Below are 19,794 nucleotides of genomic sequence, written 5' to 3'. Positions count from 1 at the left end.
CTGGCTGGTCGGCATTACCCGAGGCCGGATTTGAGCGCGATGTGCTTGTATTCGATGAAGTCCTCCAGCGCGGCCACGCCATTCAGGCGTCCCAGCCCGGATTGCTTGAAGCCGCCTTCCTCGGTGCTGTCGTAGACTTTGGCCCAGTCGTTGATCCATACCGAACCTGCGTCGATGGCTTGCGCGACACGCAGCGACCGCTCGACGTCGCGGGTCCAGACGCTGGCGGCCAGGCCGTATTCGCTGTCGTTGGCCAGGCGTATGGCTTCGGCCTCGTCGGCAAAGCGCTGGATCGTCAACACCGGGCCGAAAGTTTCTTGCTGGACGATGGCCAGGCTGTTTTCGGTCACCTCCAGGAGCGTGGGGCGGTAGAAGGCGCCGCCGACCAGCGGGCCTGTGTCCACCGGCCCGCCGCGCTCGACTGCGGTGGCGCCCGCCGCGATCGCAAGGACGACGGCATGGTCGACGCGTTCTACGCTGGCGCGGTCGATCAGCGGCCCCATGTCGCTGTCCGGATCGGCAGCCGGGCCGACCTTGACCTTGCGCAGCCGGCAGGCCAGTCCGTCGCGAACCTCGGCGTAGATGCCGTCCTGGACCAGCAAGCGGGAGCCGGTCATGCAGAACTGGCCGCTGAAGACAGTCAAGGCCTTTTCAAGCACGGGCAGCGCCGCGTCCACGTCCGCGTCATCGAACAGGATCATGGGAGTCTTGCCGCCGAGTTCCATGCCGAAACGCTTCAAGTGCCTGGCGCCGGCGGCGCTGATCGCGCGGCCCGTGCGGGTGGAGCCGGTGAAGCTGACGACGGGAACCTCGGGCGAGTCCACCAGATAGGCGGAGCCATCGGGTCCGCTTTCGAAGAACAGATTGATCACGCCGTCCGGAAGGTCCTCCGCCTCGGCCATGATCTCGGCCATGAAGCTGGCTGTTTGCGCCACCTGGCCTGGCAGCTTGACGACCGCCGTGCAGCCGGCCGCTAGCGCCGGCGCCAGCGACCGTATCGTCAGCACGGCCGGTGAATTCCAGGGCGCGATCACCGCCGCTACGCCCATGGGTTGGCGCAGGACCATGGAAATGCTGCCGGGCCTGGGCGTCAGCGCCCGGCCGCTTTCGAGCAGGGCGGCGGCGGCCGCGTAGCGCAGCTTGCTTGGAATCATGTCGAGCTCGAAGCCCGCTTCGCCCTTGATCTTGCCGTTTTCGAGGGAGAGGATGTCCAGCAGCCGGTCGCGGTTGCGCTCGAATGCCCGCGCCAACTGCTCCAGCACGCGGGCGCGCAGTTCGTGGTCATGGGCCCAAGGCGTCGTGCGGAAGGCGCGTACGGCTGCCGTGACGGCCGACTTTGCCGCCGCCAAGCCGTTGTCGGGGTAGTGGCCGATGATGTTGTAGGTGGCAGGGTCGATCGATTCCCTCAGGGCGCCTTCGGAGCGCTGGACGCCGCCGATCCAGTTGTAGGCCTTGCGGGTCCAGGCGGTGTTTGCGGCATCTTTCATGATCTGGCCTCCGTGTTCCTGATCCAGTGGCTGACGCGTTCGGCCAGCATGACTACGGTGGGATTGGTGGCGACGGAGGGGACGTCCGGGAAACAGGATGCGTCCGCGACTCGCAGTCTGGCGATGCCGCGCACGCGTCCCTGATAGTCCGTTACCGCGCCAGGATCGCCGTCGCCGCCCATGGGGGCGGTCGAGGTGGGGTGGTGATAGATGTCCAACGCTGTCGGCAGGGCCGCTTCCAGCGCCGCAGCGTCCGCTGCGGCGGGGCCCGGCACGAGCTCCTGAGCGATGATCTCGGACAGCGGGCCCTGGCTCGCGATCCGGCGGATCAATTGAATGCCTTCGACCATCAGTTTCCGATCGCGCGCAGTCCCCAGGATGTTGAGGTCGATGAGCGGCGCAGTGCGGGGATCGCGGTCTTGCAGCTTGAGGCTGCCGATGGAGCTGGGGCGAGTCAGCGCCAGGGCCAGCATGAAGATTGCGCCGGTGGGCGAGTCGGCGGGGTCGCCATAATGCACTGCGCTGACATGCAGGTCGCCGTCGCCGGGCCCGGCCCGGGATGACCGGGTCCACAGGATGGCGCCAACCGGCGGGATGGGCAGCCCCAGCCGGTCGGGGTGCGCGGCCCAGACCGTGAAGTAGAAGGGATGCTCCTGCAGTCGCAGGCCGACCGGAAGATCGGCGACCAGGGGGATGTCCAGTGCCTTGAGGCCCGCCGCCGGCCCGATGCCGGAACGAAGCAGGATGGCCGCCGATCCATACGTCCCAGCCGCGAGTACGACTTCGCCGGCTGCGATCCGCTCGCCATCGGCCAGGATCACGGCCTGCGCCCGGCCATTTTCAATCTCGACGCGGTCCGCCAGCGTCTCGCTGTAGATCGTCAGGTTGGGTCGGGCGCGCACGACGTCCGACAGGTAGGTCATACCCGTGTTCAGCCGTTGGCCCATGCGGTTGTTCATCGGGTAGGGGCCGACGCCGAAAGGCGCGTCGCTGTTGAAGTCCTGCACGCGGGCATGGCCCGCCATCTGGGCCGAAACCAGGAACGCGCGCTGCATGTCGGAGATTTCGTCGTCCTGCAACTGGTGCACCGGCTCCGGGCCGGTGCGGCCATGGCATTGGTCCGCGCCCGAGGCGGTCCATTCACTGCCGCGGAAGAATGGCAGCGCGTCGGTGATGGACCAATGCGGCAGTCCTGCTCGGGTCCAGCGCTCGAAGTCGGCTGCGGGCGCGCGCATCCAGACGCCGGCATTCACGGCCGAGGAGCCGCCCAGCACCTTGCCCCGCGGAACCAGGAAGGACTTTCCGCCCCAGCCTGGCTGGGACACGTATCCCCAGTCGTGTTTGGCGTCGCCGCCGATGATGTTCTGGGCGCGGACGGCGTCCGGGTAGGCGTGGGGCGGATAGGCCTGGCCGGCCTCGAGCAGCAGTACCCGGCGGGCGGGATCCTCGCTCAGGCGGCTGGCCAGCACGGCGCCCGCCGAACCGCCTCCCACCACGATGATGTCGAAGGCAGCGTGCTGAAAGTCTGAATTTTCTGACGCCGAAGGGTGGCGTAGTCCTGTATTCATTGTGGTCTCCTCTAAAAATCCAGCCTTGTGTCAGGATCGGAGGTTCAAGCGCATCGACGGCTGATCGGATCAGCTGTAGCCAGCGTTCAGCCCGGCATCCCATTGGGATGCATCATTCATCGGTACCGCCTCCGACAGAAGACGGGTGGCGGTCTTTAGAGTCGCGAACATATGTCCGGAACCTTTTCGATCGAATCGTTCAGTGGAATGGTGGCCTTCGCGGCCACGGTGGAGTCCGGCAGTTTCGCTGCGGCCGGGCGCAAGCTGGGCCTGTCCGCGTCCGCGGCGGGCAAGGCGGTTGAAAGGCTGGAGCTCAAGCTGGGCGTACGGCTGCTGCATCGCAGTACGCGCTCTCTGGGGCCGACCGGTGAAGGCGAGGTCCTGTACCGCTATGTCAGCAAGATCCTGAAGGATCTCCAGGAGGCGGAGCGCGAGTTGCAGCTGGTGCAGAACGCGCCCCGCGGCCGGCTCAAGATCAGTGTTCCCACGGTGATGGGCCGCAGGATCGTGTTGCCGGCGCTCAGCGACTTCCACGCGCGCTTTCCCGAGGTGATGGTCGACATCAACCTGGACGACCTGATCGTCGACGTGATCGAGGACGGATACGACCTCGTATTGCGCCTGGGCGAACTGGAGGATTCAGGGCTGCAGGCCCGCAACATCGGCCCGCACGCGTTCACGACTTGCGCCTCGCCCGCTTATCTGGCCCAGCGCGGCACGCCGCGCACGCCTGCGGATCTCGGTGAGCATTGCTGTATCTACTATCGGTTTCCAACGACTGGCAGGACGGAAACCTGGGCTTTCAAGGGAGAGCCGTCGGGCAGGGTATTCAAGCCCTCCAGCATATTGAATGATGGCGAGGCCCTGGCGTCCGCGGCGATCGGCGGCTTGGGGATCGTGCAGGCGCCCAGCTACCTGGTAAAGGAAGACGTGGCAGCGGGGCGGCTGCGGCCGGTGCTCGAGGACTACACGGAAAACCGGGGCAGCGTTTCGCTGCTATGGCCGCCCCGATCGGCGGAGGTTGCCCGGGTGCGCGCGTTCATCGATTTCTTCGCCGAGCGGATCGCGGCGCAGTTATAGCCGCGGCGGGCGCAAGGGGGCAAAGGGGAGTATATGGACGCCGAAAAATAGAGGCTTTGCGGCGGCCCGAAACGCAAAAAAGGATGCCCATGGGCATCCTTTTTCATTTGCCGTATTCGTGACGCCCTGAAAACAGGGCGGCAGAATGGCTTAGGCCAGCGCCTTGATGGCGGCAGCCAGGCGGCTCTTGTGGCGAGCGGCCTTGTTCTTGTGGATGATGTTCTTGTCGGCCACGCGATCGATCACGCTGGAGGCCTTCTGGAACACTTCGCCAGCCGCAGCCTTGTCGCCAGCGGCGATGGATTGGCGAACGCGCTTGATGGCGGTGCGCAGCATCGAGCGCAGGCTGGAATTGTGCTTGTTGCGCTCAACGGATTGGCGAGCGCGCTTGCGGGCTTGGGCGGTATTGGCCATGTTGCTATATAAGTTGAATTCGGCAAAGTCGAACATTGTAGCAAGTCCCTACGGGAATGCAAGCTTTTAATGTTTGATCAGCCGATGGAGCGCCCGTCAACCGGGCGGGGGGCGCTGCGGGAGGAATTCCCTGGGCTGGAGAGCCCTTGCGGATGGTCCTCATGCGTTTGAGGAAAACCCGTGGCGCCTACTGGATAAAAACACCGTGCTTAGTATACAACGAAGCCGCTCCGGCGGCACGGGGCGAATGCCGGCGTTGTCAGGTGGCGACGCTGATGGAGACGAACCAGGGCGTGAAACGGCGGACGTGGATGGGCATGATGTCGCGCAGCGTATCGAGCGCTGCGTCGGTGTCGTCCAGCGGGAAGTGGCCGGATACCGGCAGGCCGCCAGCGGCCATGGACACGCGCAGCGTGCCGCTGCGGTAGGGGCGCAGGGCGGCGATCACTTCGGCCAGGGGGCGGCCGCGGGCTTCGACCCAGCCGGCTTCCCAGGCGGCTTCGGCCATGAGTTCGGCGCGCGGGGTGTCCATGCGGGCCGCGTCGAACCGGGCGCCGGTGCCGGCGCGGACGGTGCCGTGGGCCCCGGACATGGTTTCGACCTCGACCTCGTGCTCATGCACCACCACCAGGGTGCGCTGGGCTTGCTGGCGCACCATGTAACGGGTGCCCAGCGCGCGGACCGTGCCTTCTGCCGTCTGGACCAGGAAAGGGCGGCGCGCGTCAGGAGCCACCGACACCGTCACGGCGCCGTCCAGCAGGCGGACCTGGCGATACGCGGGAGTGAAGTCCAGGTTGACGCGGCTGCGCGCGTCCAGCAGCAGTTGGCTGCCGTCGGACAGCACGTAGCGGCGACGCTCGCCCGTGGCCGTGGCGGCATCCGCCGCGACATTGCCCAGGGGATAGAAGGCATTGCCCACGTAGGCGGCGCAGGCGCCGGTACCGGCGAGCGCCAGCGCGCCGGCCAGAAAACGGCGGCGAGGGGGCGCAATGGCGGGGCCGGGAGGGGCCGCGAGATGCGGGATGGCCGGGCCGGTGGTCGCGTAGCCGGCGGGATAGGCGTCGCCAAGCCGGCCAAACGTCGATCCTTCCAGCGAGCCGGTCAGCTGCTGCCAGGCGTTCTCGTGGGCTGGGTCGGCAGCGCGCCACGCCAGGAAGTCGTTATAGTCCTGGGCGGTCGCCTTGCCGGAGCGCAATAACAGCAGCCAATTGATTACCTGGTCCGCCATGGGTTGTCCTTGGGCGTACTTCACTTCATGTCCCCGCAGTGCTTCAAGGGGGATCCTTTCGATGGCAATTTGTAAATAATAAAGGTTTTTTACCAAAGATTACCGGCTGATTGTCAATTCTTGACGAATCTAATGCAAAAAAAGCCGGTACTAGACCGGCTTTTGACGTGTATATAGGCAGATTGTCCGAACTTAGCGCGCCGGACGTCGGCCGAAGTCCCTAGGGCGGAAGCCAAACAGTAACAACATTCCGAAGTAGACCGCGCCGCTGGCCGCCAGCACGCCAGCCAGCCAGGCCACCCGCTGACCGGAGTGGGCCTGCAGGGCGATCCAGTCGATGCGTCCGTCCGCATACCAGAGCAAGGCCGCCAGCGCCGCCAAGGCGGGCAAAAGGCGCAGCGCGAACGCCGCCCAGCCGGGCCCGGGCTGGTAGACGCCGCGGCGGCGCAGGCCGATCAGCAGCGCCAGCGCATTCAGGCAGGCGCCCAGGCCGATTGCCAGGGCCAGCCCGGCATGCGCCATCAGAGGCACCAGCACCAGGTTCATCAACTGCGTCATGATCAGCACCCCGATGGCGATCTTCACCGGCGTGCGGATGTCCTGCTTGGCGTAGAAGCCGGGCGCCAGGATCTTCACTGCCAGCAGACCGATCAGTCCGGCGGAATAGGAAATGACCGCCAGCCGGGTCTGGCTTACGTCCTGGGCGGCGAAGGCGCCGTAGTGGAACAGGGTGGCGACCAGGCCGTCGGACAGCAGCGCCATGCCCACCGCCGCCGGCAGGCCCAGCAGCAGCACCAGGCGCAGGCCCCAGTCCAGCAGTCCGCTGTAACCGCCGTGGTCGTCGCGGGCATGGGCGGCCGACAGGCTGGGCAGCAGCACCGTGCCCAGCGCCACGCCCAGCAGCGCCGTGGGGAATTCCATCAGGCGATCGGCGAATGACAGCCAGGTAACGCTGCCCGGCGTGAGCCAGGTGGCGATGTTGGTGTTGATCAAGAGCGAGATCTGCGCGACCGAGACGCCCAGGGTGGCGGGCGCCATCTGCTTGAGGATGCGCTGCACCGTGGGGTCGCCCCAGGCCTCGCGGAACCGCAGGGTGAAGCGTGGCGTCAGGCCGAGCCGGGCCAGGGCGATCCATTGCACAGCCAGTTGCGCGACGCCGCCGATCATGACGCCGATGGCCAGCGCGTAGACCGGCACGTCCATGCGCGGCGCGAGCCAGATGCAGGCCGCGATCATCGCCAGGTTGAGCAGCACCGGCGTGAAAGCCGGCACGGCAAAGCGCCGCCAGGTATTGAGCACGCCCGAGGCGAACGCGATCAGCGACATGCAGAAGATATAGGGGAACATCACCCGCGTCATCCATACCGCGGCGCCGAATTCGGTGTCGCGGGCGGCTCCTCGCAGGCCGCTGGCCATGGCCGATACCACCCAGGGCGCGGCGACGATGCCGATGAGGGTGATGAGCATCAGCGCCGCGGTCAGCAGCAGCGCCACGCGGTCCAGCAGGGTGCGGACTTCGGCTTCGGAACGGTTGTTGCGCGCGGCGCCCAGGATGGGCACGAAGGCCTGGGCGAAGGCTCCTTCGGCGAACAGGCGGCGCAGCAGGTTGGGAATGCGGAAAGCGACCCAGAAGGCGTCGGTGATGGGGCCGGCGCCGAAAGCGCGGGCCACCAGGATGTCGCGGATCAGGCCGGAAATGCGGGACAGCAGGGTGAAGCTGCTGACCGTGGCCGCCGAACGAAACAGGCTCATGGAGGACTACGTAAAAAGGGGGCCGGCAGGCCCCATAACCAACATTGCCCCTTGAATGGGGCAACACTTCGCCCTACGTTTTTTCTCTACGCCGGAGCGCCTTTTTCCCTTGGGCCGCCCCAAGGGAAAAAGAGCCCCCTCGGGGGGCAGAGAGCCCGCGCAGCGGGCGAAGCGTGGGGGCATTATTTCGGCGGCATGCGGATGGCGCCGTCGAGGCGGATGGTTTCGCCATTGAGCATGTCGTTGGTGATGATGCTGTGGACCAGCTTGGCGTAGTCTTCCGGGCGGCCCAGGCGGGCGGGGAAGGGAATGCTGGCGGCCAGCGAGTCCTGCACTTCCTGCGGCATGCCGAAGATCATGGGCGTGCCGAAGATGCCCGGGGCGATGGTCATGCAGCGGATGCCGGTCTTGGACAGGTCGCGCGCAATGGGCAGGGTCATGCCGGCCACGCCGGCCTTGGAGGCGGCGTAGGCGGCCTGGCCGATCTGGCCGTCGAAGGCCGCGACGGAGGCGGTGTTGATCATCACGCCGCGTTCGCCGGTGGGTTCGGGCGCGTTGGCGCTCATGGCCTCGGCGGCCAGGCGCATCATGTTGAAGCTGCCGATCAGGTTGATCGACACGACCTTCTGGAACAGTTCCAGCGGATGCGCGCCGTTCTTGCCCACGATCTTGGCGGCGGGCGCGACGCCGGCGCAGTTCACCAGGCCAAAGAGCGAGCCCAGCTCGAGCGCGGCAGCTACGGCGTTCTTGCCGTCGGCTTCCTGGGTCACGTCGCAGTGGACGTAGCGCTGGCCCAGTTCCTTGGCCAGGGCCGAGCCCGGCTCGTCCTGCACGTCGGCGATGACGACCTTGGCGCCGTTTTCGACCAGCATGCGCACCGTGCCGGCGCCCAGTCCGGACGCGCCGCCCGTGACGATGAATACCTTGTTCGCGATTTCCATGTGTCTACCACCAGTAGTTCTAGGGATGAAAGCGGCGCGGCAGGCGCCGGATATGACTAGGCCTTCGGGGCCGGCCGGACGCGTTGCGTTCCGGTGCCAGCGCCGAAGGCCTGTGAGCCATCGAGGCGCCGATCAGCCTTGGACGGCTTCGAACAGGCGCGCCTTGATTTCTTCGACCGCGCCGACGCCGGAGATCTTGCGGTACTTCGGCGCGTCGGCGGGATTCTGCTGCGCCCAGGACGAGTAGTAGTCGACCAGGGGGCGGGTCTGGTCGCGGTACACGGCCAGGCGGTTGCGCACGGTTTCCTCGCGGTCGTCGTCGCGCTGGATCAGCTCTTCGCCAGTGACGTCGTCACGGCCTTCGACCTTGGGCGGGTTGAAGCGCACGTGGTAGCTGCGGCCGCTGGGCTGGTGCACGCGGCGGCCGCTCATGCGTTCGATGATGTCTTCTTCGGGGACTTCGATTTCCACCACGTAGTCCAGCTTGACGCCGGCGCTCTTGAGCGCGTCCGCCTGCGGGATGGTGCGGGGGAAACCGTCGAACAGGTAGCCGTTGGCGCAGTCGGGCTGCTTCAGACGGTCCTGTACCAGGCCGATGATGATCTCGTCGGAAACCAGACCGCCGGCATCCATGACCTTTTTGGCTTCAATGCCCAACGGCGTGCCCGCTTTGACCGCGGCGCGCAGCATGTCGCCGGTGGAAATCTGGGGAATGCCGAAGTGTTGGGTGAGAAACGCGGCCTGGGTGCCTTTGCCGGCGCCGGGAGGTCCGAGCAAGATGAGACGCATGAGTGCTCCTGAAGGGGTGTATTTTTTGTGATCCGGGGAATTATGCCGCAATGCAGCAGCCGATGCGGAGCCGCGCCATAGGAAATAACCCTTATATCTGCTTGCTGTAGACCAGTCGGACGCGTTCCAGATCTGCCGGGGTATCTACGCCTGCGGCAGGAGGGTTGGACGCCCGATGGACGACGATGACGTGGCCGTGTTCCATGGCGCGCAGCTGCTCCAGAGATTCGAAACGTTCCAGCGCGCCCTGCGGCAGGGACGGATAGCGGCGCAGGAACGACACCCGGTACGCGTACAGGCCGATGTGGTGCCAGGCCGGCAGGCCGTCGGCCAGCACGCGTTCGCCCGAGGCCAGCGCATCGCGGGCCCAGGGGATCGGGGCGCGTGAAAAATACAGCGCGCGGTCGTTCGCGGCGCAGACCAGCTTCACCACGTTGGGGTTGAACAGGGCCTCGGCGTTGGCCAGGGGACAGGCGCAGGTCGCGATGTCGGCCTCGGGGCTGGCTTGCAGCTTGGCCGCGACCGCGTCGATGAGTTCGGGTTCGATCAGGGGCTCGTCGCCCTGCACATTGACCACGATGGCGTCGTCAGGCAGGCCCAGTTGCTCCACGGCTTCGGCCAGGCGGTCGGTGCCCGTCGGGTGGTCGGCGCGGGTCATCAGCGCCTGCAGCCCGTGCGCCTGCGCCGCCTGTTGCACGCGGACGTCGTCCGTGGCCACATAGACGCGGGAAGCGCCGGACAGCGCCGCGCGTTCGGCGGTGCGCACGACCATGGGCTTGCCGGCGATGTCGGCCAGCGGCTTGTCGGGCAACCGGGTCGAGGCGGTGCGCGCCGGGATCAGGGCGATGAAGCTCATGCTCGGCGGTTCAGTGGGAAGCGGGGGCGTCGTCCAGCGCGCGGGCTTCCGATTCCAGCATGACGGGGATGCCGTCGCGCACAGGGAAGGCCAGGCGGTCGGCGCGGCAAACCAGTTCGGCTTGCTGCCGGTCGTGTTCGAGGCGGCCCTTGCACAGCGGGCAGACGAGGATGTCGAGTAGGCGGGATTCCATGACCGGAATTCTAAAGCAGTTTGCCGAGGGCCGGGCCGCGCGGCGCTGCCAGGCGGACGGTTTGCTAGGCCCGGACTGGCTGGCGCAGCGCCTGCGCCAGCCAGTCGAACAGTTGCGGATCGGAGAAGCCGGCGCGCACGGGCACTTCCCACAGCCGCGGATCGTCCAGGGCGGCGCATTTGATCGCGTCCTTGGAGGTGATCAGGATGGCCTCGGCTGTCAGCGCCTGGAAGGGCGACTCGGCGTAATCGTGATGATCGGGCAGGGCGAGCGCGGTTTCCAGCTGGATGCCGGCGCCGCGCAGGGTGGTGAAAAAGCGTTCCGGATTGCCGATGCCGGCCGCCGCCGCGATGCGCGGCTGGCCGGCAAAGGCGGCCAGGGGGCGCGCGCCGCGGCCCGAGACCTGGCGCGTATCGCCCGGTTCCAGCCACATGCGGACTTGCCGCGGCCGGACGCTGCCCCCGGTTTGGGGCTGGCCGTCGGGGGTGCCGATGTTCGTCACGACCACGTCGACCTCCCGGAGCCGTTCGGCGGGCTCGCGCAGGGGGCCCGCCGGCAGCAGGCGGCCATTGCCCACGCCGCGCTCGTCCTGCACCACGATTTCGATGTCGCGCGCCAGCGCCAGATGCTGCAGGCCGTCGTCCGACACGATCACGTCCACCTTGGGGTGCGCCTGCAGCAGGGCCTGGGCCGCCAGGGCGCGCTTCGGGTGCACGGAAACCGGCGCTCCGGTGGCGCGGGCGATCAGCGCGGGTTCATCGCCAAAGCGGGCGGCTTCGAGTTGGCCCAGCCCGACGCGGGCGTGCGGCCCGACCTTGACGCCGTAGCCGCGGCTGACGACCCCGGGGGTGTAGCCGCGGGCCCGCAACGCCTCGACGGTGGCGATGACCATGGGGGTCTTGCCCGTGCCGCCGACGTAGACATTGCCGATCACCACGACGGGAACGGGGGCGCGGTACGAGCGGCGGGTGCCGTCCAGGTAGCGCTGGCGCTTGCGCGCCACTTCCCAGGCGGTCAGCCTGGACAGCGGCAGCAGCAGATTGGAGAGCCAGCCGCCGTGCTGCCATTGGCGCGCCAGCAGCGTCGAGGCGCGCTTGGCGGTCACCGGGTGGTCTGCGCGGCGAAGTTGACGCGGCCGATGCCAGCCAGCCGGGCGGCTTCCATGATGTTGATCACGGACTGGTGGGTGGCCTGGGCGTCGGCGTTGATGACGACCAGCGGTTCGGTCTTGCCGGCGGCGGCCTGGCGCAAGGCCTCGGCGATTTCGGGCGGCGTGGAGACGTCGATGAGCGTGCCGTTGAGCGCGTAGCGCCCGTCCTGGCTGACCGCGACTTCCAGCGCCGGAGGCGTGTCCTGTTCCATCGAGGCCTGGGGCAGCGTCACCTTCAGCTGGGTGAAGCGCGCGAAGGATGTGGTTGCCGCCAGGAAGATCAGGATGACCAGCAGCACGTCGATGAGCGGAATCAGGTTGATATCCAGCTCATCGCGCTCGCCGCGGGGGCCGCGGAAATTCATGAACGGCCCTCGCGCATGGCGGACCCGGGGGAGACGGCGCGGACCAGGCGCGACGCGGTCTGTTCCATGGCGCTGAGGTAGCCGTCCACGCGGCCGCGCAGATAGCGGTGCGCGATCATGGCGGGAATGGCGATGAGGATGCCGAAGCCGGTGTTGTACAGCGCCATCGAGATGCCGCGCGCCAGTTGCGCGGGATCGCCGCCGCCGGGGGTGTAGGAGCCGAAGATCTCGATCATGCCGACCACGGTGCCGAACAGGCCCATCAGGGGCGCGACCACGGCGATGGTGCCGATGGCGGAGATGTAGCGGCTGAGGTCGTGGGCGACGGCGCGGCCGGTATCCTCGACCACGTTGCGCAGTTCCTCGCGCGGCAGGTGGCGGTGACGCATTACCTCGGCCAGGATCCGGCCCAGCGGCGAGTTGCGCTCCAGGCGGTTGATCGCGTCGGGAGTGTCCTGGCGGTTGCGCAGCATTTCAGCCACTTGGTCGCTCAGGCCGCGCGGCATGACCAGGCCGCGGCGCAGGGAGAGGAAGCGCTCGAAGATCAGCGCCAGGCCCAGGACGGATGTCGCCAGCAGGGGCCATATCGGCCAGCCGGCCTCGCGCAGTATGGAAAGCAAAGCGTTCAACTCCCGGGGGACCGGTGCGCAAAGCGGCGCGAACCGGCATCTGATCAAGCCGAAACTGTAACGGTGCGGCGGGGGTGTGGCAAGTCGGTACGACCCCCAATCTATCCACAGATCTTGTGGATAATTCTGTGCAAAACTTCCCGGAAGTGCTTGTGGGCACAGGGCTTGCACTTGTTTGCTTCAATTTCGAGCAGCTTTGTTTTCAATAAAGTTATATAAAAATCAATGATTTAGTTCGAATTTGCTGGCTTTCGGGCCGGTTGGGGAAAATCTGCTGGGACGCGGTATGATTGCGGCCCGCTACGCGGCTCCTGTGGACAGGTACGCATCGGAAAGCCCCATGACAATTGAATCTACAGTCACAAACAACGTATTTGCGCGGGATATCCTGACGGTTGCCCAGCTGAATCAAGCTGTGGGGCAGTTGTTGGAGCGCAGCATCCCGGCGCTATGGGTGCGTGGAGAGATTTCCAACTTCACGGCGGCGGCTTCCGGGCATTGGTACTTCACGCTCAAGGACAGCCGGGCCTCCGTGCGGGCAGTCATGTTCAGAAGCCGCGCCAGTGCGGTGGGTTTCACGCCGCGGGCCGGTGATCAGGTCGAAATCCGGGCCCGCGTGTCGCTCTACGAGCCCCGTGGCGACTATCAGCTGCAGGCTGACGCCATGAGGTGGGCCGGACTAGGCAATCTGTACGAGGCGTTTCTGCGCCTGAAGGAGCAACTGGCTTCCGAAGGCCTGTTCGATCCCGCCGCCAAGCGCGAACCCGTGCGCCTGCCGCGGGCGATCGGCGTGGTGACGTCCCTGCATGCCGCGGCGTTGCGGGACGTGCTGTCAGCGCTGGCGCGCCGCGCACCCCAGGTGCCCGTGTTCATCTACCCCGCGCCGGTCCAGGGGGCGGACGCCGCCGGGCGGCTGGCCGCCCAGGTGCGCATGGCCAACCAGCGCGCCGAGGTCGATACGCTGCTGCTGGTGCGCGGCGGGGGCAGCATCGAGGATCTTTGGAGCTTCAACGACGAAGCCTTGGCCCGCGAGGTTGCGGCCAGCGCAATCCCCGTCATCAGCGGGGTGGGGCACGAGACGGATTTCACCATCGTCGATTTCGTGGCCGACGTGCGCGCGCCGACGCCGACCGCAGCCGCCGAACTGGCCTGCGTGCCGCGTTCGGAATTGCTGGGCCGGGTCATGCAGGCGGCAGAGGCCATGACGCGCGGTCAGCAGCGCCGCCTGGAACGCGCTGCCCAGCGGCTGGACCGCGCCGCCGCGCAACTGGTGTCTCCGGCCCAACGGCTCGAACATCAGCGGGAGCGCCTGAACAGCCTGCGTTTCCGCCTGGCCACCGCCTGGTCCGGTCCCCAGGAGCGCCGCTCCGCGCGCGTCAATCTGCTGACGCAGCGTCTGGCGCATCGCGTACCCGACACGGGCCGCGCGGCCGACCGGCTGGCCGGCGCGGCGCGCCAGCTCGGCCAGGCGCATGCGCGGCTGCTGGTGCAGCGGCGCAACCGGCTGGCCGCCGCCACGGCGCAATTGCGCGCGCTGGATCCGGGCAACACACTGGCCCGCGGCTACGCCATCGCGCGCGACGAACAGGGCCGCATCGTGCGGGACGGGACCGCGCTGACGGCGGGGCAGGCGCTGGACCTGAGCTTCGCGCAGGGCGGAGCCGAAGTCGCGGTCACGCGCAGCCGCGAGACGCGCGAGGCTTCCTGAAAGAGGGCGGTCGCGCGCGCTTGGGGCCGCTGTCATGAACACATGCTTCCAGTCATAAGCAGATGCGTCCCTTAACCCCGCGCGGGCGGGGGGTTAACGCGGTATCCTCAGTAGTTGCCGATACAATTGAACGGCTTGATCGTGCACTCAACAGAAGGAACCTCACATGGCACATACTCTTCCCCCCCTGCCTTACGAACTGGACGCGCTGGCTCCGCACATCTCCAAGGAAACGCTGGAGTTCCACTACGGCAAGCATCACCAGACCTACGTCACGAACCTGAACAACCTGATCCCGGGCACGGAATTCGAAACGCTGTCGCTGGAAGACATCGTCAAGAAGTCCTCGGGTGGCATTTTCAACAACGCCGCCCAGATCTGGAACCACACGTTCTACTGGAACAGCCTGGCTCCCAAGGCCGGCGGTGCGCCGACCGGCAAGCTGGCTGACGCCATCAACGCCAAGTGGGGCAGCTTCGACGCTTTCAAGGAAGCTTTCAACAAGTCGGCCGCCGGCAACTTCGGTTCGGGCTGGACCTGGCTGGTCAAGAAGGCCGACGGCTCGGTCGACATCGTCAACACCAGCAACGCCGCCACCCCGCTGACCACGGCCGACAAGCCGCTGCTCACCTGTGATGTGTGGGAACACGCCTACTACATCGACTACCGCAACGCCCGTCCCAAGTACCTGGAAAACTTCTGGGCGCTGGTGAACTGGGAATTCGCGGCCAAGAACTTCGCCTGATAGGCAAAGCCAGGCCCGCCGCGGCGTCAGCGTCGCGGCTCCTGCTGATCAACCCCTCGCGCAAGCGTGGGGTTTTCTTTTTTGTTCAGGAAAAATTCAGCCTGCGAAATCCCTGTCGATTGTCGAATTCATTGCGGGGAAATGAAGAACAAACCGGCTTTTCTTCCGGGTAATCCCTAGGTTTGCCAGCCACTATCGTTGGCCCCGGTCGGCGACTGAACCACGGGGTCCACGGCCGCGGCATGCCCGCCATAAACCGTGGTACTTACAGGGAAGGGAAGCATGTTGCGGTTATTTTCGGGTTTGCGCATCGGCGCGCGCCTGTCGGGCGCGTTTTTGCTGGTGGCGGTGATAGGCGGTGCGATTGGCGGCTTCGGGGTCTGGGGCCTGGCGCGCATCAATGAAATGAACGACCGGCTTTACGACACCGAGCTGCGCGGCATCTCGGACGTCAAGGAAGCCAACATCAATCTGATCTATGCGGGCCGCGCCCGCAACGGCTACCTGGCCGCGTCCACCGACCAGGAACGCCAGGCCTTGCGCAAGCAGTTCGACGACGCCGTCGCCAACATGGACGCGCTGCGTGAAAAGGCTGCGGCCAACTTCTATTCCGAAGAAGGCAAGCGCGCGCTGGCGCAGTTCACCGAGACCGAGCAGGTCTGGAAGCGCGAGTCCGCGGCCTTCTTCGCCGCCGCCCAGGCGCGGCCGCTGACCCAGGCCGATCCGCGCGTTGCCGAAATCGAGGCGCGTGTGATCGCTTCGTCGCAGAAGCTGGATGACCTCATGACGACCTTGGCGAAGACCAAGGAAAACGCCGCCGCCCAGACCGTGCAGAGCGGCACGGATCTGTATGAAACGTTGCGCGCCGTCATGGTCGCCCTGGCCGTGATCGGCGTGGCGGTCGGCATGTTGCTGGGCTGGCTGGTGACACGCGGCATCGTGCGTCCGCTGGAACAGGCCGTGACGGCGGCGCGCCAGGTTGCGGCCGGCGACCTGACGACCGACATCCAGGTCGCCACGCGCGACGAAACCGGCGACCTGATGGGCGCGCTCAAGACCATGAACGAAAGCCTGGCGCGCATCGTCAAGGACGTGCGCGACGGCTGTGAGAGCATCGCCTCGGCGTCCTCGCAGATCGCGCAGGGCAACGCAGACCTGTCGCAACGCACCGAGGAACAGGCCTCGTCGCTGGAGGAAACCGCGGCGTCGATGGAGCAGCTGACCAGCACCGTGCAGCAGAACGCCAACAACGCCAGCGAAGCCGACCGGCTGGTCAACCAGGCTTCCAGCGTGGCCGTGCGCGGCGGCGAAGTGGTGGAGGGCGTGGTCCAGACCATGAGCGCGATCTCCGACAGCTCGCGCCGCATTGCCGACATCACGGGCGTGATCGACGGCATCGCCTTCCAGACCAACATCCTGGCGCTCAACGCCGCCGTGGAAGCGGCGCGCGCCGGCGAGCAGGGCCGCGGCTTCGCCGTGGTGGCGGGCGAGGTGCGCACGCTGGCGCAGCGCTCCGCAGTGGCCGCGAAGGAGATCAAGGCCTTGATCGACGAGTCGGTCACGCGCGTCGAGGGCGGCACGCGCCAGGTCGACGAAGCTGGCCGCACCATGCGCGAAGTGGTGGACAGCGTGCGCCAGGTCGCCACGCTGGTGCGCGAAATCGCCAGCGCTTCGGAAGAGCAGTCCGCCGGCATCGGCCAGGTCAACCAGGCCGTGGCGCAGATGGACACCGTGACGCAGCAGAACGCCGCGCTGGTGGAAGAGGCGGCTGCGGCGGCGGCCAGCATGCAGGAACAGGCCACGCGCCTGGCGCAGGAAGTGCGCCGCTTCAAGGTCGAAGCCGGCAGCGGATCGGCCCGTGAAGCCCAGGTCCGTCTGGTGCAGGCGGTGCCTGCGGCGCCGCGCAAGCCGGCCGCGCCGGTGGCGCGTCCCGCGCTGGCGCAGGCCTCTGACGACGACTGGTCGACGTTCTGATCCTGCGCTGTGGGCTGGCGGTCAGGTGGGAGTGGTAAGGTTAGCCACTTTCAACCGCGCCGGCTTCTGCCCATGAACCTGCCCGACCCTCTACGCCGGCTGCTGGCCGGCCCGCGCCGATGGGCGCATCGCAAGGTGCGCCAGATCAACCGCCTGTCGCGCAAGAGCGTGCAGATGGGGCTGTTGCTGGGGGGCGCCGGCCTGGTGGCGCTGATGTCGCTGGGCTTTGCCTATCTGGCCGACAAGGCGCTGGAATGGAACCGCGAGTGGGTCGCCTACAACGGCTGGCTGGCCTTGCTGGTCCTGCCGCTGAGCCTGGCGGCCTTGCGCTGGCTGACTTTGCGCTTCGCGCCCAATGCGTCCGGCAGTGGCATTCCGCAGGTCATCGGCGCCTTGTCGCTGCCGCCGGGCGCCAGCCAGAACAGCCTGGTGGCGCTGGGGCAGACCCTCTGGAAAATTCCTCTTGCGTTCGGCGGCATGCTGGCCGGCGCCTCGATCGGCCGCGAAGGGCCGTCCGTGCAGGTGGGCGCGGCCTTGATGCTGGCCTGGGGCGACTTCTGGAAACGTCGCGGCGTGCAGCTGCGCGGCTTTCACGCCAACGAACTGATTGCCGCCGGCGCCGCGGGCGGCCTGGCGGCCGCCTTCAACGCGCCGTTGGCCGGCGTCATCTTCGCCATCGAGGAGCTTGGGCGCGGCACGGTGCTGCGCTGGCAGCGGCTGGTGTTGATCGGCGTGCTGGCCTCGGGCTTCCTGGTCGTGGCCGTGGTCGGCAACAATCCCTATTTCGGCGTGTTCGGCGGCGCGCCGCTGACGCATGGCATGGTGATGTGGGTGGCCATCTGCGCGGCGCTCAATGGCGCATTGGGCGGCATATTCGCCCGCCTGCTCGGCAAGGGGGCTGCTGGCAGCGCGCCACAGTCCTGGCGCGCCTGGATCCGCGCCCATCCAATCTGGACCGCCTTCATCATGGGCCTGATCCTGGCCATGATCGGACTGGCTACCGCCGGCAGCGTCTACGGCACGGGATATGGCGTGGCCGCGGACCTGCTGTCGGGCAAGGACACTGCACCCGCGAGCTTCGGGCTGGCCAAGCTGGCCGCGACGGTCGCCTCCTATTGGGCGGGCATACCGGGCGGCATCTTCACGCCGGCCCTGACCACCGGTGCCGGCATCGGTCATCACATCTGGCAACTGGCGGGAGAGGGCGTCGACCATCGCGTGCTGGTGCTGATCTCGATGGCCGCATTCCTGGCCGCCGCGACCCAGGCGCCGCTGACCGCCAGCGTGGTGGTGATGGAAATGACGGGCAGCCAGCCCATGCTGTTCTGGCTGCTGGTCGGCTCTCTGCTGGCTTCCGGCGTGTCGCGCCAATTCTGCCCGCAACCCTTCTACCACCTGGCTGCGGGGCGTTTCCGCCGGCAAGCCATCGTCGATGCCGGACGCGCCGCCAAGCCGCCGGCGTGAGTCCATAAGCCGCGCCCGCGCCCCGGCGCGGTGCACGGGGCGCGCACAGGCAGGGTGAACAGCCATTGGACACTGTCCGTGCAGCGGACATCCCGCAGGCGCACCAACTTGGCGCGAAAGCGCTGCGTTAAGATCGCCCGATCCGGATTTTTTCTCACTGACTTCGAGCCTCCCATGACCGTGCATGCTTTTATTTGTGATGCGATCCGCACTCCCTTCGGCCGCTACGGCGGCGCGCTGGCTTCCGTGCGCCCCGACGATCTCGCTGCCGTAGCCATCAAGGCGCTGGTGGCGCGCAATCCTGGCGTGCGCTGGGAAGAACTGGACGACGCCATCATGGGCTGCGCCAACCAGGCGGGCGAAGACAATCGCAACGTGGCCCGCATGGCCACGCTGCTGGCCGGCCTGCCGATCGAAGTGCCCGGCGCCACCGTCAACCGCCTGTGCGGTTCGGGCCTGGACGCCATCGGCGGCGCTGCCCGCGCCATCCGCGCTGGCGAAGCCGGCCTGATGCTGGCCGGCGGCGTGGAAAGCATGAGCCGCGCGCCCTTTGTCATGGGCAAGGCCGACAGCGCGTTCTCGCGCAATGCCGCGATTTACGACACCACCATCGGCTGGCGCTTCATCAACAAGCTGATGAAGGCGCAATACGGCGTGGACTCGATGCCCGAAACGGCCGAGAACGTCGCCGACGATTTCAAGATCAACCGCGAAGACCAGGATCTGTTCGCGCTGGCCAGCCAGCAGAAGACCGCGCGCGCGCAGAAGGAAGGCTTCTTCGACACCGAGATCGTGCCGGTGTCGATCGCCCAGAAAAAGGGCGACCCGATCATCGTCGGCAAGGACGAGCACCCGCGTGAAACCACGCTGGAAGCGCTGGCCAAGCTGAAGGGCGTGGTCCGCGAAGGCGGCACCGTCACCGCCGGCAACGCCTCGGGCGTCAACGACGGCGCGGCTGCGCTGCTGCTGGCCGACGAAAAGGGCGCCGCCCGCCATGGCCTGACCCCGCGCGCCCGCGTGGTCGGCATGGCCACGGCCGGCGTCGCGCCGCGCATCATGGGCATCGGCCCGGCGCCCGCCACGCTGAAGGTGCTGGCCCAGACCGGCCTTACGCTTGCGCAGATGGACGTCATCGAACTGAACGAGGCGTTTGCCGCCCAGGGCCTGGCCGTGCTGCGCCAGTTGGGCATCGCCGACAACGACCCGCGCGTGAACCCCAACGGCGGCGCGATCGCCCTGGGCCATCCGCTGGGCGCCAGCGGCGCACGCCTGGCCACCACCGCGATCAATCAGTTGCACCGCACCCGCGGCCGTTACGCGCTGTGCACCATGTGCATCGGCGTGGGCCAGGGCATCGCGCTGATCATCGAACGCGTGTAATCGGGCTGGCGCGCAGCGGCTTGCTGCGCGCAGGAACGAAAAGGGAGCCTGCAGGCTCCCTTTTCATATCC

18 protein-coding genes are annotated in these 19,794 nt (G+C 67.2%); 6 read left to right on the top strand and 12 right to left on the bottom strand.

Annotated elements, in window-relative coordinates; all coding sequences use genetic code 11:
- Positions 1-14 precede the first annotated feature (14 nt).
- Both AC1RHV_RS07600 and AC1RHV_RS07595 read right to left on the bottom strand, forming a co-directional pair.
- On the bottom strand, positions 15-1,487 hold the full coding sequence (locus AC1RHV_RS07600) for an aldehyde dehydrogenase family protein (protein WP_492300314.1): 1,473 nt from the start codon (positions 1,485-1,487) through the stop codon (positions 15-17).
- The gene (locus AC1RHV_RS07595; RefSeq protein ID WP_492300312.1) at positions 1,484-3,055 is read right to left on the bottom strand and encodes a GMC family oxidoreductase; all 1,572 of its coding nucleotides are present in this window, start codon (positions 3,053-3,055) and stop codon (positions 1,484-1,486) included. Before AC1RHV_RS07595 ends, AC1RHV_RS07600 begins: the two co-directional genes overlap by 4 nt.
- A 171-nt stretch (positions 3,056-3,226) precedes the next feature.
- On the opposite strand from AC1RHV_RS07595, the gene AC1RHV_RS07590 reads away from it, so the two are divergent.
- Entirely contained in the window at positions 3,227-4,135 is a 909-nt protein-coding gene (locus AC1RHV_RS07590; protein ID WP_192354915.1) for a LysR family transcriptional regulator, read from the top strand.
- A gap of 150 nt (positions 4,136-4,285) precedes the next feature.
- On the opposite strand, the gene rpsT is transcribed toward AC1RHV_RS07590, so the two are convergent.
- From rpsT to AC1RHV_RS07540, 10 genes are all read right to left on the bottom strand, one after another.
- A complete protein-coding gene (rpsT, locus tag AC1RHV_RS07585) occupies positions 4,286-4,549 on the bottom strand; it encodes a 30S ribosomal protein S20 (RefSeq protein WP_006396042.1) in 264 nt (87 codons plus the stop codon).
- A gap of 259 nt (positions 4,550-4,808) precedes the next feature.
- A complete protein-coding gene (locus AC1RHV_RS07580) occupies positions 4,809-5,777 on the bottom strand; it encodes a FecR domain-containing protein (RefSeq protein ID WP_175163563.1) in 969 nt (322 codons plus the stop codon).
- A 192-nt stretch (positions 5,778-5,969) separates the two neighbouring features.
- Positions 5,970-7,529, bottom strand: a complete 1,560-nt coding sequence (murJ, locus tag AC1RHV_RS07575; protein WP_054452384.1) for a murein biosynthesis integral membrane protein MurJ — start codon at positions 7,527-7,529, stop codon at positions 5,970-5,972.
- Between the two features lie 182 nt (positions 7,530-7,711).
- On the bottom strand, positions 7,712-8,470 hold the full coding sequence (locus AC1RHV_RS07570) for a 3-hydroxyacyl-CoA dehydrogenase (protein ID WP_054452382.1): 759 nt from the start codon (positions 8,468-8,470) through the stop codon (positions 7,712-7,714).
- Positions 8,471-8,602: 132 nt separating this feature from the next.
- Positions 8,603-9,259: an adenylate kinase gene (gene adk / locus AC1RHV_RS07565; RefSeq protein ID WP_054452380.1), complete on the bottom strand. Its 657-nt coding sequence runs from the start codon at positions 9,257-9,259 to the stop codon at positions 8,603-8,605.
- 91 nt (positions 9,260-9,350) lie between these two features.
- Complete coding sequence (gene kdsB, locus AC1RHV_RS07560) at positions 9,351-10,115, bottom strand: 3-deoxy-manno-octulosonate cytidylyltransferase (RefSeq protein ID WP_054452378.1); 765 nt, start codon at positions 10,113-10,115, stop codon at positions 9,351-9,353.
- 10 nt (positions 10,116-10,125) lie between these two features.
- Positions 10,126-10,308 carry a Trm112 family protein gene (locus AC1RHV_RS07555; RefSeq protein ID WP_054452377.1) on the bottom strand — a complete coding sequence of 61 codons (183 nt, stop codon included), beginning with the start codon at positions 10,306-10,308 and terminating at the stop codon, positions 10,126-10,128.
- A 64-nt stretch (positions 10,309-10,372) separates the two neighbouring features.
- Positions 10,373-11,413: a tetraacyldisaccharide 4'-kinase gene (gene lpxK, locus AC1RHV_RS07550; protein WP_054452375.1), complete on the bottom strand. Its 1,041-nt coding sequence runs from the start codon at positions 11,411-11,413 to the stop codon at positions 10,373-10,375.
- Positions 11,410-11,823 (bottom strand): ExbD/TolR family protein, encoded by a 414-nt coding sequence (locus AC1RHV_RS07545; RefSeq protein WP_054452373.1) that lies wholly within the window; start codon positions 11,821-11,823, stop codon positions 11,410-11,412. The genes lpxK and AC1RHV_RS07545 overlap by 4 nt, the downstream gene beginning before the upstream one ends.
- On the bottom strand, positions 11,820-12,443 hold the full coding sequence (locus AC1RHV_RS07540; protein WP_054452372.1) for a MotA/TolQ/ExbB proton channel family protein: 624 nt from the start codon (positions 12,441-12,443) through the stop codon (positions 11,820-11,822). The genes AC1RHV_RS07545 and AC1RHV_RS07540 overlap by 4 nt, the downstream gene beginning before the upstream one ends.
- Before the next feature lie 349 nt (positions 12,444-12,792).
- Between AC1RHV_RS07540 and xseA the strand changes: the two genes are divergently transcribed.
- The 5 genes from xseA to pcaF all read left to right on the top strand — a co-directional run bounded on the left by xseA (position 12,793) and on the right by pcaF (position 19,723).
- Complete coding sequence (gene xseA / locus AC1RHV_RS07535; protein ID WP_492300308.1) at positions 12,793-14,160, top strand: exodeoxyribonuclease VII large subunit; 1,368 nt, start codon at positions 12,793-12,795, stop codon at positions 14,158-14,160.
- Between the two features lie 166 nt (positions 14,161-14,326).
- Positions 14,327-14,905: a superoxide dismutase [Fe] gene (gene sodB, locus AC1RHV_RS07530; protein WP_013394768.1), complete on the top strand. Its 579-nt coding sequence runs from the start codon at positions 14,327-14,329 to the stop codon at positions 14,903-14,905.
- A gap of 282 nt (positions 14,906-15,187) precedes the next feature.
- The gene (locus AC1RHV_RS07525) at positions 15,188-16,879 is read left to right on the top strand and encodes a methyl-accepting chemotaxis protein (RefSeq protein ID WP_175162969.1); all 1,692 of its coding nucleotides are present in this window, start codon (positions 15,188-15,190) and stop codon (positions 16,877-16,879) included.
- A gap of 72 nt (positions 16,880-16,951) precedes the next feature.
- A complete protein-coding gene (locus AC1RHV_RS07520) occupies positions 16,952-18,343 on the top strand; it encodes a chloride channel protein (protein WP_054452367.1) in 1,392 nt (463 codons plus the stop codon).
- Between the two features lie 174 nt (positions 18,344-18,517).
- Positions 18,518-19,723, top strand: a complete 1,206-nt coding sequence (gene pcaF, locus AC1RHV_RS07515; RefSeq protein WP_492300305.1) for a 3-oxoadipyl-CoA thiolase — start codon at positions 18,518-18,520, stop codon at positions 19,721-19,723.
- The last annotated feature ends 71 nt before the right edge of the window (positions 19,724-19,794 follow it).

The organism is Achromobacter sp. GW823-FHT04E03, from assembly GCF_058796095.1.
This window is presented reverse-complemented; position numbering and strand designations above follow the sequence as displayed.

Excerpts from the sequence above, each read along its gene's own strand:
- AC1RHV_RS07600 (WP_492300314.1), bottom strand. The coding sequence starts at position 1,487 with ATGAAAGATGCCGCAAACACCGCCTGGACCCGCAAGGCCTACAACTGG.
- AC1RHV_RS07595 (WP_492300312.1), bottom strand. The coding sequence starts at position 3,055 with ATGAATACAGGACTACGCCACCCTTCGGCGTCAGAAAATTCAGACTTT.
- AC1RHV_RS07590 (WP_192354915.1), top strand. The coding sequence starts at position 3,227 with ATGTCCGGAACCTTTTCGATCGAATCGTTCAGTGGAATGGTGGCCTTC.
- rpsT (WP_006396042.1), bottom strand. The coding sequence starts at position 4,549 with ATGGCCAATACCGCCCAAGCCCGCAAGCGCGCTCGCCAATCCGTTGAG.
- AC1RHV_RS07580 (WP_175163563.1), bottom strand. The coding sequence starts at position 5,777 with ATGGCGGACCAGGTAATCAATTGGCTGCTGTTATTGCGCTCCGGCAAG.
- murJ (WP_054452384.1), bottom strand. The coding sequence starts at position 7,529 with ATGAGCCTGTTTCGTTCGGCGGCCACGGTCAGCAGCTTCACCCTGCTG.
- AC1RHV_RS07570 (WP_054452382.1), bottom strand. The coding sequence starts at position 8,470 with ATGGAAATCGCGAACAAGGTATTCATCGTCACGGGCGGCGCGTCCGGA.
- adk (WP_054452380.1), bottom strand. The coding sequence starts at position 9,259 with ATGCGTCTCATCTTGCTCGGACCTCCCGGCGCCGGCAAAGGCACCCAG.
- kdsB (WP_054452378.1), bottom strand. The coding sequence starts at position 10,115 with ATGAGCTTCATCGCCCTGATCCCGGCGCGCACCGCCTCGACCCGGTTG.
- AC1RHV_RS07555 (WP_054452377.1), bottom strand. The coding sequence starts at position 10,308 with ATGGAATCCCGCCTACTCGACATCCTCGTCTGCCCGCTGTGCAAGGGC.
- AC1RHV_RS07545 (WP_054452373.1), bottom strand. The coding sequence starts at position 11,823 with ATGAATTTCCGCGGCCCCCGCGGCGAGCGCGATGAGCTGGATATCAAC.
- xseA (WP_492300308.1), top strand. The coding sequence starts at position 12,793 with ATGACAATTGAATCTACAGTCACAAACAACGTATTTGCGCGGGATATC.
- sodB (WP_013394768.1), top strand. The coding sequence starts at position 14,327 with ATGGCACATACTCTTCCCCCCCTGCCTTACGAACTGGACGCGCTGGCT.
- AC1RHV_RS07525 (WP_175162969.1), top strand. The coding sequence starts at position 15,188 with ATGTTGCGGTTATTTTCGGGTTTGCGCATCGGCGCGCGCCTGTCGGGC.
- AC1RHV_RS07520 (WP_054452367.1), top strand. The coding sequence starts at position 16,952 with ATGAACCTGCCCGACCCTCTACGCCGGCTGCTGGCCGGCCCGCGCCGA.
- pcaF (WP_492300305.1), top strand. The coding sequence starts at position 18,518 with ATGACCGTGCATGCTTTTATTTGTGATGCGATCCGCACTCCCTTCGGC.